This window comes from Rhodococcus sp. AH-ZY2 (assembly GCF_030916465.1).
Classification (GTDB): domain Bacteria; phylum Actinomycetota; class Actinomycetes; order Mycobacteriales; family Mycobacteriaceae; genus Rhodococcus; species Rhodococcus ruber.
Window position 1 is genome coordinate 1,869,340 of sequence record NZ_CP126458.1, and the last position, 12,563, is coordinate 1,881,902.

The window sequence follows — 12,563 nt, forward strand, 5'->3', positions numbered from 1 at the left end:
CGGTGGATCAGACGGCGGCTTCGGCGTCGGACTCGATCGTGGCGCCGAGTTCACGCAGCCGGTCGGTGTGCTCCTTGGCGTGGTGGCCGCAGAAGAGCAGCTCGCCACCGGTGGCAAGGACGGCACGGACGCGAGCGGCTGCACTGCACCGATCGCAGCGGTCTGCGGCGGTCAACTTCGGGCTGGTCAACGTTCCGGGCATGACTCCTCCAAACTGGCCACCACTGTCGTCGGTTGCCTGGGGTCTGGTCCGCCGCACCGGGCCGGCGCGGTGGAACTACTGTGTCAGACGATTCCCGTTCACGCGTTGTTCCAATCCTCCGAAAATCGTGTCGAGTTTCACCCCCGACCCCCCCGAACGCCCACGACGTGCGGTTTCGGGGCTGCGGGTGTTCGCTCACAGCGCAGAGCCCTCGGCGGTGTCGCGGGCCCGGAACGGCCACCGGGAGAGGCTGCGGTGACGAATCGGCTGGTACACATCTGCGCGCGAGCCGACTGGGAGCGGGCGCAGCGCCAAGGAGAGCTTGCCCCCGACTCGCTCGCCACGCACGGGTTCGTGCACCTGTCGACCCCGGAACAGGTGCACCTGCCGGCGAACCGGTTGTTCGCCGGCCGCACGGACCTGGTGCTGCTGCATCTCGACCCGGCGCGGCTCGCGGACGAAGTGCGATGGGAGCCGGGCCTCCCGGACGATCCGGAGGGGATGACGTTTCCGCACCTCTACGGCCCGCTGCCGGTCGCTGCGGTCACCGCGGTGGTGGACTATCGCCCCGGGGGAAACGGACTTTTCGGGGATCCCTGAGGGTGCGCCGTCACCCGGGTGGACTGTGAGTCCTACTCTGGCGGCATGAACGTCGAAGTGACGCCGCTTCCCGGAATCGGCGTGCGCAAGGACTTCGAGCTGGCGTCGGGTCGGCGGATCGGGGTCATCACGCATCGGGACGGCCATTCGGACCTCATCGTCTCGAAGGCGGACGATCCCGATGCCTGTGCGGCCTCCCTGCCGCTGACCGTCGAGGAGGCCGCCACCCTGAGCAACCTGCTCGGCGCGCCGCAACTCGTCGCCCAGCTCCAGGAGGACCACCGGGAACTGCCCGGGATCATCACCCGGCAGCTGCACATCCACGACAGCTCCCGTTTCGACGGGGCAGTGCTCGGGGACACGGCGATGCGTACCCGCACGGGTGTGTCCGTCGTCGCGGTGATGCGCGCCGGGCAGGTGACGCCCTCGCCGGGGCCGGACTTCGTACTCACCGGGGGAGACATCCTCGTCGCCGTCGGCACGGCCGACGGCCTGGACGCCGCGGCCAGGATCCTGCGCAACGGCTGACCGATGAATTCGACCACGCTCGCCCTGATCGAACTGGGGGCGGTGTTCTTCGCCCTCGGCGTGCTCGGACGCCTCGCCGCGCGCTTCGCCATGTCGCCGATCCCGTTCTACCTCCTCGGCGGTCTCGCGTTCGGCACCGGTGGGTTCATCCAGCTGGGTGACATCAGCGAGTTCAGTCACGTTGCCAGTGAGATCGGCGTGGTCCTGCTGCTGCTGCTCCTCGGCCTGGAGTACACGGCCTCCGAACTCGTCACCGGGCTCAAACGGTCCCGCGCGGCAGGCCTGCTCGATCTCGTACTCAACGCCGCGCCGGGAGTGGTGATCGCGCTGCTGCTCGGGTGGGGCGCGACGGGGGCGTTCGTCCTCGGTGGCATCACCTACATCTCGTCCTCAGGCATCATCGCCAAGACCCTGACCGACCTCGGTCGCCTGGGTAACCGGGAGACTCCCGTGGTGCTGTCGATCCTCGTCTTCGAGGACCTCGCGATGGCGGTGTACCTGCCGATCCTGACCGCGGTGCTCGCAGGGGTCAGCCTGATCGGTGGGCTCGAGGCCGTCGCGATCGCGCTGGGGCTGGTCACGGTCGTGCTCGTGCTGGTGCTGCGATACGGGCGTTACGTCTCCGCGGTGCTCGACAGCCCGGACAGCGAGACGCTGCTGCTCAAGCTTCTCGGCGCCGCGCTGCTGGTCGCCGGTGTCAGCTCGGCGATGCAGGTCTCGGCGGCGGTCGGCGCGTTTCTGCTCGGCATCGCGATCTCCGGCTCGACCGCCCACAACGCGGCCCGCGTCCTCGAGCCGCTGCGGGATCTCTTCGCGGCGATCTTCTTCGTGTTCTTCGGCCTCAACACCGATCCGACCGCCATTCCTCCGGTACTGGGGTGGGCGGCGCTGCTCGCCGTCGTCACGGCGCTGACGAAGGTCGCCACCGGCTGGTGGGCGGCGCGACAGCACGGCATCGCCACCATGGGCCGCGCTCGCGCGGGCGCCGCCCTCATCGCCCGCGGTGAGTTCTCCATCGTCATCGCCGGACTCGCCGTCACCTCGGGTCACGTGGACGCCGAGCTCGCAGCCCTCGCTTCGGCGTACGTGCTCATCACGGCGGTGCTCGGCCCCGTGGCGGCGCGGTTCGTCGAGCCGGCGACCCGCGCCGTGGTACCCCGGCTACGCGAACGGCCGCCGGCTGCGGAGCCGACGGCCGATCGCCGTGAAGCGGAGGAGTTCTAGGTGGATCCTCAGTCGAGGTAGTCGCGCAGCACCTGCGACCGCGACGGGTGCCGCAGCTTCGACATGGTCTTCGACTCGATCTGCCGGATCCGCTCGCGGGTGACCCCGTAGACCTGCCCGATCTCGTCGAGGGTCCGCGGCTGACCGTCGGTCAGGCCGAACCGCAGCCGGACCACCCCGGCCTCACGTTCGGACAGTGTCTCGAGTACCGACTGCAGCTGATCCTGCAGCAGCGTGAACGACACCGCGTCCACCGCCACCACGGCCTCGCTGTCCTCGATGAAGTCGCCGAGCTGGCTGTCGCCCTCGTCGCCGATGGTCTGGTCGAGCGAGATCGGCTCCCGGGCGTACTGCTGGATCTCCAGTACCTTCTCCGGCGTGATGTCCATCTCCTTGGCCAGTTCCTCCGGAGTGGGCTCGCGCCCGAGGTCCTGGAGGAGCTCACGCTGGATGCGGCCGAGCTTGTTGATCACCTCGACCATGTGCACCGGGATGCGGATGGTGCGGGCCTGATCCGCCATGGCGCGGGTGATGGCCTGCCGGATCCACCAGGTGGCGTACGTGGAGAACTTGTAACCCTTGGTGTAGTCGAACTTCTCCACCGCGCGGATCAGACCGAGATTGCCCTCCTGGATGAGATCCAGGAAGGCCATCCCCCGGCCGGTGTAGCGCTTGGCGAGTGAGACGACGAGTCGCAGGTTGGCCTCGAGCAGATGGTTCTTGGCGCGGTTGCCGTCGCGGCAGATCCAGTTCAGGTCGCGGCGCTGCGCGACCGGCAGCTTCTCGCCCTTGTCGGCGTACTCCTGCAGCCGGTAGGTCGCGTACAGGCCGGCCTCGATGCGCTTGGCGAGCTCGACCTCCTCCTCGGCGTTGAGCAGGGCAACCTTGCCGATCTGCTTGAGGTAGGCGCGCACCGAGTCGGCGGAGGCGGTCAGCTCGGCGTCCTTGCGGGCCTGCCGCAGCGCCTCCGACTCCTCTTCGTCCCAGACGAAGTCGCCCGACGCCTTGTCCTTGTCGCTGGGCTCGTCGTCGGCGTCCGCCGCCTCCACGACCACGTCCTCGGCGCCTTCGAGTTCGGCCTCGGCGACGTCGATGTCCTCGAGCGCGGCTTCCTCGCCCTCGAACTCGTCGCCGGCCGGCTTGCCCGCCTTCTTGGCGGCGGCCTTCTTCGCCGTCGTCTTCTTGGCGGCGGCCTTCTTCGCCGGGGCCTTCTTGGCGGCCGCCTTCTTCGCCGGGGCCTTCTTGGCCGGGGCCTTCTTCGCCGGCCGCTTCGTGGCGGGTGCGGTACCGGTCGCGGATTCCGCGGCGTCCGCGGAGGCTGCCGATTCGTTGGGGGAATCAGCCGTGTGGATGTCGGTGGCTGCCACGTACGCCCTTTCGTGACGAGGTAGTGCGGCGTCGCGCCAGAGGGGTTCCGGCGGAGAGGTCTGTCGGGATCAGGCCGGTTCGCAGCCGGCTGTGCACCATTGTAACGATCGCCGTCGTGCGCGATGTGCAGGACTCAGGGGTGGACGCCTGTTTTCGCAGCCCACGCGGCCCCGATGATGCCGGCGGTGTTGCGCAACGCGGCCGGAACGACGGGCGTGCGGTTGGTCAGCAGCGGGATCCACTTCTCGTGCTTGCGGCTGATGCCGCCGCCGGCGATGAACAGGTCGGGCCACAGCAGGGCCTCGAACCGCGACAGCACCAGCGAGACCTCCTTGGCCCACCGCTTGTACGACCACTCGTTGCTCTCCTTGACCGACGACGCCGCGCGGTGCTCGGCTTCCATCCCGTCGACCTCCATGTGCCCGAACTCGGTGTTCGGCAACAGAACGCCGTTGTGCAGCACCGCCGAGCCGATCCCTGTTCCGAAGGTGAGCAGGACGACCACTCCCGACGCGTCCCTGGCCGCACCGAAGCGGTCCTCGGCGAGACCGGCGGCATCCGCGTCGTTCAGCACGCTGATTGGGCGATCCCCCAGAGCCGAAGCGAACAACGCCCGGGCGTCGGTGCCGATCCATGCCGGATCGATGTTCGCGGCCGTACGCGCCACCCCACCGGTCACCACACTGGGCAGGGTGACCCCCACCGGTCCGGTCCACTGCGCCTGCTCCACGATTCGGGCGACGGTGTCCGCGACCGCCTGCGGAGTCGACGGCTGGGGAGTCAGGATCTTGATGCGCTCACCCACCAGAACACCCGTGGACATGTCGACGACCCCGCCCTTGATGCCGCTGCCCCCGACGTCGACACCGAATCCCAGAAGGTCCGGATCCGGCATGGCCGGCTGGGTCGTCTGCGTCATCTCGCGCTCCCTCTCGTCACCGGAACAGTCACCGCGGGCAACCGCTGTCGTGACGTCACCCTAATGCGAACGCGGCGGCAACGCGGGTGGTGCCGTACCGCGCAGTGTGTTCGGATACTCGGGTGCCCGACACCCCGGATCCCCACCCTTGCACCCTTTCCCGCGACGCCACCACGGACCCGGCCCGGCTGCGGGAGATCGCCGTGGACGTCGCGGTGGCGGCCGCCGCCCACGTGCGCGCCCGGCGGCCCGAGCTGTTCCCGGCCGCCGACCCGGGTGCTCGCACGGCCGGCGCGGTGCGATCGAAGAGCACCGACACCGATCCGGTGACGATGGCGGACACCGAGACCGAGGACCTCATCCGGCGACTGCTGACCCGGTCGCGGCCGGGCGACGCGATCCTCGGAGAGGAGGGCGGCGCCGATGCCGGGTCGACCGGTGTCCGATGGGTTGTCGACCCCATCGACGGCACGGTGAACTTCGTGTACGGCATCCCCGCGTACGCGGTCTCGATAGCAGCCCAGGTCGGTGGAAGATCCGTGGCGGGAGCGGTGGTCGATGTCGCCGCCGGAGATGTCTACTCGGCCGCGCGCGGAGAGGGGGCCACCCGCACCGACGCCGGGGGATCGGTGACGCGTCTGCGCTGCAACCCGGTCGGGGACATCGCCCACGCACTCGTCGCGACCGGCTTCTCCTACGCGCCGCACCGGCGCGAACGACAGGGCCTTCTGGTGGCGGAGCTGCTGCCGAGAGTGCGGGACATCCGCCGGATCGGCGCGGCCGCCCTGGACCTGTGCATGGTGGCTTCGGGCCGGGTCGATGCCCACTACGAACACGGGCTGCAACCGTGGGACTGGGCCGCCGGTGCGCTGATCGCCGCGGAGGCGGGCGCCTGGGTGCGGCTACCGACCGGTGGCGGCGACGTCGGCGAGATCACCGTCGCCGCTGCACCCGGCGTCGCAGCACAGCTCGCGGACCTGCTCGCCACGTTCGGCGCCGACGCTCCGATCCCGGCCTGACGGTCCGCGGCGCTCAGCAGCGGGCGTCGCGGGCCGCCGCCAGCAGGTCGATGTCCAGCGGCGCGGCGACCGCACCCACCGGCGCCTCCCGCAGCGACTGCAGCACCTCCTCGGCATCGGCGTTGGGCGCGATCTCCTTGGAGTAGGTGCCCAGGGCGAGGTCGACGGTGTCGTCGGCACGGTCGTCGCGGACGAGTTCGGCGCACGGTGCGACCAGCCACACCGTGCTGGCAGCTGCGGCTCCGGCGGCCCCGAACCTGATCTGACCGTGGCACTGCATGTTCTGGTCGACGTAGACGGGGTCGTTGCCCGCCTGGACGTCCGGTGCGCTCGCGAAGCCGTACTCGGCCAGCTGGGTGGCCACATGGGTCGCCTGGCCACGTTCACCGTTGGCGTTGAACACCCGCACCCGCGTCGCCGCCAGGGGAGCGGGCTCGACGTCGAGCAGGACGGACCGGTCGACCACCTCGCCGAGGGGGGCCGGTTGCGGTCCTCCGGGCTCCGACGGCACGGTCGGCGGGGCGTTGCATGCCACGGTCCGGGATACCGGGTCGGAACCGGCGAACACCGATGCCCACACCACGATCCCGACCGTAGCCAGAATCGCGAACAGTGCCGCGGCCGGCACGACGCGGCGGCGGGGGAACGGCCGGCCGCGTTCGTCACGCGCCCGGCCTTCGGTGATCAGGGAAACCACGGCGCCCTGCCTCTCGCATCTCCAAGGGGTGTGTGCGACCACTGTAGAGGGCATCCCGGGGGGGGTCCGCGAAGGCGGGCGAACGGTGGAATGTCTCGAGTTGCTGTGGTGTTGGTGACAATTGACCGACATTTCCCCGGATCGCGTGTATCGGTTACGGCTTCTGTGGGTACTTCCGCTATTGTTCGGCGGCCCAGGTCGTCGAAGATTCGATGATCGGGCTTTCGACAGCGGGAGGCCCGGGTCGTGTCCGGGACCCGGACACGGTCGGCGGGAACTTCCGGAGACGGTCGGGCGTTGCCCCCGCCGAAGGACATGAACAGTGTCCTCCGGCCGGGCACCTGCACGAGGACTAGAGGTAGAGGAAATGGCGACTGACTACGACGCACCGAGGCGAACCGAAACCGACGAGGTGTCGGAGGATTCACTCGAAGAACTGAAGGCGCGACGCAACGAGGCGCAGTCCGCCGTCGTGGACGTCGACGAGTCGGATACCGCGGAGTCCTTCGAGCTGCCCGGCGCCGATCTGTCCGGCGAGGAGCTGTCGGTCCGGGTGGTGCCCAAGCAGGCCGACGAGTTCACCTGCTCGAGCTGCTTCCTGGTACACCACCGCAGTCGGCTCGCCAGCGACGAGAACGGCGTGATGATCTGCCGGGACTGTGCAGCCTGAGTCCCGGCGGGACTGTGCAGCCTGAGTCCCGGCGGGACTGTCCACGCTGAGTCCCGGACGATCGCGCTGACCGGCCGCGCCCGGTTCAGTGTCCGGAGTGGTCGGCGCATCCCAGGGCGGCCTGCAGCTCCGCGGGCCGCCTGGTGCTGATCAGCCAGTACGGGGTGGGGTCGTCCGGGTCGTCCAGCACGACGAGCACCATCGTCCCGATCCACGGGCGGTGCTGGACGTATGCCGCCGGGTCGAGCTGGCGGCCCAGGGCGGCGCTCTTCGCCGACGCCGGCACCACGACAGCGCGGGAGATCACCTCGAGCGGCAGGTGCGCCCGGCCGACGATCAGTTCCCCGCCCGTCACCTCCAACCGCAGACGGGACAGCCACACGAGCGCCCAGACAGGGAACGGCAGCAGCAGCACGTACGGCAGCCAGGCTTGCAGACCGGGCGCCCCCATGTGCAGTTCCGCGGCCAGCAGCGCGGCCACGCCCAGGCCGAGGGGCCACCACCACAGCGGCACCCACATCCGTTCGGAGTAGACCGGCACGTCGGTCGTCTGCTGCGCATCCGCGTCGGGTCGAGAGGTTCGAGACACGTCCATCAGAGTAGTCTCGGTGCACGTGACCGATCTTCCAGCCGTCCCTCTGCTCCGTCTGGACCCGGGGATTCCTGTGCCCGCCCGCGCACACACCGGCGACGCTGGCGTGGACTTGTGCACCACGGTGGACGTGACCCTCGAGCCCGGGCGGCGAGCGCTGGTGGGGACCGGCATCGCGGTGGCCCTGCCCGTCGGCACGGTGGGTCTGATCCATCCGCGTTCCGGCCTGGCCGCGAAGTTCGGGCTCTCGGTGGTCAATACCCCCGGGACGGTGGATGCGGGCTACCGCGGCGAGATCAAGGTGTGCCTGATCAACCACGATCCCGACCGCGCGGTCGAGCTGCGTCGTGGCGACCGCATCGCCCAACTGCTCGTGCAGAAGGTGGAACTCGTCGACTTCGTCGAGGTCGACTCTCTCGACGACACCAGCCGAGGCGCCGGAGGATACGGATCGAGCGGTGGGCACGCAGGTCTGGTGAAGGAAGGTTCCTGACATGTTCGGACGACGCCGGAAGAACCGGGACGCCGAAGCACCCGGACTCGCGGACGAGGCTGAGTTCGCGCCCATGCCCGGGGAAGACGAGACACCGGTGCCGCAGGGCGGTCCCTACGACATCGACGACATCGGCGAGGACGCGGTCGGCGGCCGGCTCGACCTCGGGTCGGTCCTCGTGCCGCTGCCGCCGGGTGGGCAGATCCAGGTGGAGATGGCGCCGAACGGTCAACCCCAGGCCGTGCATCTGGTGACCCAGCACGGACGGATCACCGTCTCCGCGTACGCGGCGCCGAAGTCTCCGGGGCAGTGGCGGGAGGTGGCTGCCGAGCTGGCCGAATCGCTGCGCCGCGACAATGCGACGGTCAGCATCGAGAGCGGACCGTGGGGCCGGGAACTGCAGGGCAGCACCCCGAACGCGGATCTGCGCTTTCTGGGGGTCGACGGTTACCGGTGGATGATCCGCTGCGTGGTCGCCGGGCCGGCCGGTTCGGTGACGGCTGATTCGCCGCTGGTGGAGACCGCACGCAGCATCGTCGCCGAAACCGTCGTGCGTCGCGGCCAGGATCCGCACCCGGTGCGCACGCCGTTGCCGGTGGTGCTGCCGAAGGCTCTTGCCGAGCAACTAGCCGCCGCCGCACAGCAGCAGCAGCACGCAGCCGCGCAGCAGGCAGCGCAGCCGACGCCCCAGCAGCCGGGACCTCAGCAGCCGGGACCTCAGCAGCCGGGACCTCAGCAGCCGGCACCTCAGCAGCCGGCACCGCCTCAGCAGCCGGCACCACAGACGCGCCCGCGGCACGGCGAGTCGGGCTCGGCGATGCAGCAGCTCGGTTTCTGACGGTCCGATCCGTCAGCCCCGGACGCGCCGCAGCGCCTTCAGGCAGGTCGTTCCCAGTACGGACGGGTCGGCGCCGATCTCGGCGAGGGTGACGGTGCCCAGCGCGGCCCGCGTCAGGTGGGCACACCATTCCTGCGCGACCGCGAGGGGATGGACCGCGTCGTCCACGGCGGCGGCGATGCCGACCGGCACCTCCACGGCCTGCAGCTCGTGCAGGTCCAGGGCCCAGTATCGGGATGCCTCGTCGAGCGCCGCCGGCAGGCCCGGCCACTGCGACCGCCAGGAGCGGGCCAGTTCCGTCCCGAGCCACGCGGGGCTGGACGCCACCATCGCGGCGGTCACCGCAGCCAGCCCGTGGGTACGTAGCTCCCCGGCGGTCCATCGGGCGCTCGCCGCCGCCGGTGCGGCGTCCGGTGAGCCCGTCCACGCCGGCAGCGCAGCCAGCACGCCGACGGTGCGTCCGGGATTCTCGGCCGCCCATCGCAGTGCGACCGCGGCCCCGAGCGATACGCCGCCCACCAGCACCGGCCCCTCGGCCGCGGCCCGGTCGAGGGCATCGACGTAGCTGCCGACCACGCGTGCCGGATCCGGGTCGACCGCGACGGTGCGTACTCCGGTGGCGGCGAGCGGACCCGCGAACGCACGCTCGGCGAAGTGCGCGTCGGAGCCTGTTCCGGGCAGGATCACGGCGACGACAGCCCTGGTCGCGTGGCGTTCGGGGGAGCTGTTCACGGAGGGCATGCCCCGATCCTGCCGGACCCGTCGGCGCAGGTGGGAACCGGAGTGGTTGCCCTGTCCCGATAGGTCTACAGTGGCCCTCAGGAAAGCCCCATGCGCGGCCCGCGACCCGTGCCGCGCCCGTTCCAGGAGCACGCTATGGCAACCGCCGCAGCCGGTTACTTCCGCCGACTCACCCGTCGGCTCACGGAAGATCTCGAACAGCTCGACGCCGAGGAGATCGCCGAAACCGCCCAGGCGACCGGGGCCCGCCGCGCTTGCGACTGTGCGCGCGGGGAGGAAGTGACCATGTTCGGCCGCCTCCGCAGTGTCGAGGCGTGCCCGAAGGCCGCCAGCGCCGCCGTCGAGGCGGAACTGTTCGACGGCACCGAAGCCGTCAAGCTCGTGTGGATCGGACGTCGCCGCATCCCGGGCATCGAGCCGGGCAAGACGCTGCTCGTGCGCGGCCGCGTCGGCGAACGCGACGGCGCGAAGGTCCTCTACAACCCGTATTACGAACTGCGCGAGCGGGCCTGACCCGGTCGTCGCCCCGCGCCCGTACCCGGCGCCACCCGCCCCTGAGCTGAGCTGTGGCACCCTCGTAGGAGTGAGCGAGAAGCAGCAGACGGTTCTGGAACAACTCGGTGGACTCAGCGGGTTGGTCTCGTCGACCGTGCCCGTGCTGGTGTTCGTTCCGGTCAACAGCATCTGGGGTCTGACCGCCGCGATCTGGGCCGCCCTCGCCGCGGCCACCGCCGTGCTCGTGTGGCGGCTCGTCCAGCGCACTCCCGTCCAACCCGCCGTCTCAGGGTTCCTCGGTGTGGGTGTGTGCGCGTTCATCGCCTATCGCACCGGCGACGCCAAGGGATACTTCCTCTTCGGCATCTACACCAGTCTGCTGTACGCCGCCGGCTTCGTCCTGTCCGTCCTGGTGCGGCGACCCCTGGTCGGCGTGATCTGGGGCATGCTCAACGGGCAGGGATCGTCCTGGCGGCGGCACCGTGTCGCCGTGCGCGCCTACGACATCGCGACGGCGGCGTGGGCGCTCGTGTTCGCGGCCCGCTACCTCGTGCAACACGAGCTGTACGACGCCGACCGGACCGGCTGGCTCGCCGTGGCCCGCATCGGCATGGGATGGCCGCTGACTGCGGTGGCGTTGCTGGTCACGTTGTGGGCCGTGCGCCGCGCTGATCGGGTCGTCGAACCGGCGCCCGAGACGGTCGACGAGCCGATCGAGACCGGGCCGGGCCGGGCCGCCGACGGCCCCGACCAGGACGTCCGCTGATCCGCTAGAGCCCGAGCGCTCCCCGCAGTTCCTGTTCCACCTCGTCCGCGGCGACGAACAGCAGTTCGTCGCCGCCTTCGAGCGGGTCGTCGGGCTGCGGGACGATGACGCGGCCCCCGCGCAGGATCGTCACCAGGGCCGCGTCCCGGGGCAGTTGCAGTTTGCGCACCGGTTTCCCGGCCAGCGCGGTGGTGTCCGGCAGGGTGATCTCGACCAGGTTCGCGCCCTTGCGCAGTGTCATCAGCCGGACCAGATCGCCGACCGAGACGGCCTCCTCGACCAGCGACGCCAGCATGCGCGGCGTGGAGACGGCGACGTCGACCCCCCACGACTCGTCGAACAGCCACTCGTTGCGCGGGTCGTTGACGCGCGCGACGACCCGCGCGACCCCGAACTCGGTGGTGGCAAGCAGGCTCAGCACCAGGTTCGCCTTGTCGTCGCCGGTCGCGGCGATCACCACGTCGTACTGCTCGAGTTGTGCGGCCTCGAGCAGGCTCAGCTCGCAGGCGTCGGCGTGCACCCACTTGGCATCGGGCACGGAGTCGGGCTCGACGTGCTCGAGCTTGCGCTCGAGCAGCATGACGTCGTGGTGGTTGCGGATCAGTTCGCGCGCGATGGAGCGCCCGACGGCTCCCGCCCCCGCAATGGCCACCTTCATCGGCGATCCTCTCGGTGATGTCCGGGTCGTGTGTTCGGCTGCGCCTGCTGGCACCGGACGGTCAGTCGTCGGCCGCGGGGGGCTGTTCGGCGAGGGCGATCGCCTCGGCGACGGTGCCCGAGACGGCCGCGATGTAGACCTGGTCGTCGGCCTGCAGCACCGTCTTCCGGTCGGGTAGGACCCCGGTGCCGAAGCGGATGACGAACGCGACCCGCGAATGGGTCGCCGCCTCGAAGTCGGTGACGTTGCGGCCGATCCAGTCCTCGTGCACCGAGACCTCGGCGACGGCGACGGTGCCCGTCGGATCCCGCCACTTGGCGGTCTGGCTCTCGTGGGTGAGGTTGTGCAGGAACCGGTCGGTCGTCCACGGCACCGTGGCGACGGTCGGGATCCCGAGGCGCTCGTACACCGCGGCGCGCTTGGCATCGTAGATGCGGGCGACGACGCGCTCGACACCGAAGGTCTCCCGGGCCACCCGGGCCGAGATGATGTTCGAATTGTCTCCGGACGAGACCGCGGCGAACGCGTCGGCCCGCTCGATGCCGGACCGCACCAGCACGTCCCGATCGAAGCCCATCCCCACGATCGTGTGTCCCGGGAAGTCCGGGCCGAGCCGAAGGAACGCGCTCGGGTCGCGATCGATGACGGCCACCTCGTTGCCCAGCCGGACGAGCGCCGCAGCCAGGGAGGAACCCACCCGGCCGCAACCCATGACCACCACGTACACCGTTCGCTCCGATTCTCTTGCTTGCC

17 protein-coding genes are annotated in these 12,563 nt (G+C 70.3%); 9 read left to right on the forward strand and 8 right to left on the reverse strand.

Features of this window, described 5'->3' with window-relative positions:
- Positions 1-7 precede the first annotated feature (7 nt).
- The gene (locus QNA09_RS09735; protein ID WP_010592599.1) at positions 8-202 is read right to left on the reverse strand and encodes a hypothetical protein; all 195 of its coding nucleotides are present in this window, start codon (positions 200-202) and stop codon (positions 8-10) included.
- Between the two features lie 255 nt (positions 203-457).
- Between QNA09_RS09735 and QNA09_RS09740 the strand changes: the two genes are divergently transcribed.
- Genes QNA09_RS09740 through QNA09_RS09750 form a run of 3 tightly spaced genes read left to right on the forward strand, consistent with a single transcriptional unit; the run spans position 458 to position 2,554 of the window.
- The gene (locus tag QNA09_RS09740) at positions 458-802 is read left to right on the forward strand and encodes a DUF952 domain-containing protein (protein ID WP_010592598.1); all 345 of its coding nucleotides are present in this window, start codon (positions 458-460) and stop codon (positions 800-802) included.
- 45 nt (positions 803-847) lie between these two features.
- Positions 848-1,330 (forward strand): cation:proton antiporter regulatory subunit, encoded by a 483-nt coding sequence (locus QNA09_RS09745; RefSeq protein WP_010592597.1) that lies wholly within the window; start codon positions 848-850, stop codon positions 1,328-1,330.
- A gap of 3 nt (positions 1,331-1,333) precedes the next feature.
- A complete protein-coding gene (locus QNA09_RS09750) occupies positions 1,334-2,554 on the forward strand; it encodes a cation:proton antiporter (protein ID WP_010592596.1) in 1,221 nt (406 codons plus the stop codon).
- Between the two features lie 8 nt (positions 2,555-2,562).
- Here QNA09_RS09750 and QNA09_RS09755 read toward each other — a convergent pair whose 3' ends face one another.
- Positions 2,563-3,921 carry an RNA polymerase sigma factor gene (locus tag QNA09_RS09755; protein WP_010592595.1) on the reverse strand — a complete coding sequence of 453 codons (1,359 nt, stop codon included), beginning with the start codon at positions 3,919-3,921 and terminating at the stop codon, positions 2,563-2,565.
- A gap of 134 nt (positions 3,922-4,055) precedes the next feature.
- A complete protein-coding gene (gene ppgK / locus QNA09_RS09760; protein ID WP_010592594.1) occupies positions 4,056-4,841 on the reverse strand; it encodes a polyphosphate--glucose phosphotransferase in 786 nt (261 codons plus the stop codon).
- Positions 4,842-4,963: 122 nt separating this feature from the next.
- Between ppgK and QNA09_RS09765 the strand changes: the two genes are divergently transcribed.
- On the forward strand, positions 4,964-5,860 hold the full coding sequence (locus QNA09_RS09765) for an inositol monophosphatase family protein (protein WP_010592593.1): 897 nt from the start codon (positions 4,964-4,966) through the stop codon (positions 5,858-5,860).
- A gap of 13 nt (positions 5,861-5,873) precedes the next feature.
- Here the strand turns inward: QNA09_RS09765 and cei are convergent, their stop codons facing one another.
- Positions 5,874-6,557: an envelope integrity protein Cei gene (cei, locus tag QNA09_RS09770; RefSeq protein WP_119699736.1), complete on the reverse strand. Its 684-nt coding sequence runs from the start codon at positions 6,555-6,557 to the stop codon at positions 5,874-5,876.
- Positions 6,558-6,924: 367 nt separating this feature from the next.
- On the opposite strand from cei, the gene QNA09_RS09775 reads away from it, so the two are divergent.
- On the forward strand, positions 6,925-7,227 hold the full coding sequence (locus QNA09_RS09775) for a DUF4193 domain-containing protein (RefSeq protein WP_003935578.1): 303 nt from the start codon (positions 6,925-6,927) through the stop codon (positions 7,225-7,227).
- Positions 7,228-7,312: 85 nt separating this feature from the next.
- Here QNA09_RS09775 and QNA09_RS09780 read toward each other — a convergent pair whose 3' ends face one another.
- On the reverse strand, positions 7,313-7,822 hold the full coding sequence (locus tag QNA09_RS09780; RefSeq protein ID WP_010592591.1) for a DUF3093 domain-containing protein: 510 nt from the start codon (positions 7,820-7,822) through the stop codon (positions 7,313-7,315).
- A 19-nt stretch (positions 7,823-7,841) separates the two neighbouring features.
- On the opposite strand from QNA09_RS09780, the gene dut reads away from it, so the two are divergent.
- Together dut and QNA09_RS09790 are read left to right on the forward strand one after the other, a co-directional pair.
- Positions 7,842-8,312 (forward strand): dUTP diphosphatase, encoded by a 471-nt coding sequence (gene dut, locus QNA09_RS09785; protein WP_082061237.1) that lies wholly within the window; start codon positions 7,842-7,844, stop codon positions 8,310-8,312.
- A 1-nt stretch (position 8,313) separates the two neighbouring features.
- A complete protein-coding gene (locus QNA09_RS09790; protein WP_017682084.1) occupies positions 8,314-9,150 on the forward strand; it encodes a DUF3710 domain-containing protein in 837 nt (278 codons plus the stop codon).
- Between the two features lie 12 nt (positions 9,151-9,162).
- Here the strand turns inward: QNA09_RS09790 and QNA09_RS09795 are convergent, their stop codons facing one another.
- Positions 9,163-9,891: an alpha/beta fold hydrolase gene (locus tag QNA09_RS09795; RefSeq protein ID WP_119699737.1), complete on the reverse strand. Its 729-nt coding sequence runs from the start codon at positions 9,889-9,891 to the stop codon at positions 9,163-9,165.
- 135 nt (positions 9,892-10,026) lie between these two features.
- Here QNA09_RS09795 and QNA09_RS09800 point away from each other — a divergent pair, with 135 nt between their 5' ends.
- Together QNA09_RS09800 and QNA09_RS09805 are read left to right on the forward strand one after the other, a co-directional pair.
- Positions 10,027-10,404 (forward strand): OB-fold nucleic acid binding domain-containing protein, encoded by a 378-nt coding sequence (locus tag QNA09_RS09800; RefSeq protein ID WP_003935573.1) that lies wholly within the window; start codon positions 10,027-10,029, stop codon positions 10,402-10,404.
- A gap of 70 nt (positions 10,405-10,474) precedes the next feature.
- Positions 10,475-11,152, forward strand: coding sequence for a DUF3159 domain-containing protein (locus QNA09_RS09805; RefSeq protein WP_017682083.1), 678 nt, complete (start codon positions 10,475-10,477; stop codon positions 11,150-11,152).
- Positions 11,153-11,156: 4 nt separating this feature from the next.
- Here the strand turns inward: QNA09_RS09805 and QNA09_RS09810 are convergent, their stop codons facing one another.
- Together QNA09_RS09810 and QNA09_RS09815 are read right to left on the reverse strand one after the other, a co-directional pair.
- A complete protein-coding gene (locus tag QNA09_RS09810) occupies positions 11,157-11,810 on the reverse strand; it encodes a TrkA family potassium uptake protein (protein WP_010592585.1) in 654 nt (217 codons plus the stop codon).
- Positions 11,811-11,871: 61 nt separating this feature from the next.
- Complete coding sequence (locus QNA09_RS09815; protein WP_017682082.1) at positions 11,872-12,537, reverse strand: TrkA family potassium uptake protein; 666 nt, start codon at positions 12,535-12,537, stop codon at positions 11,872-11,874.
- Positions 12,538-12,563 lie beyond the last annotated feature (26 nt).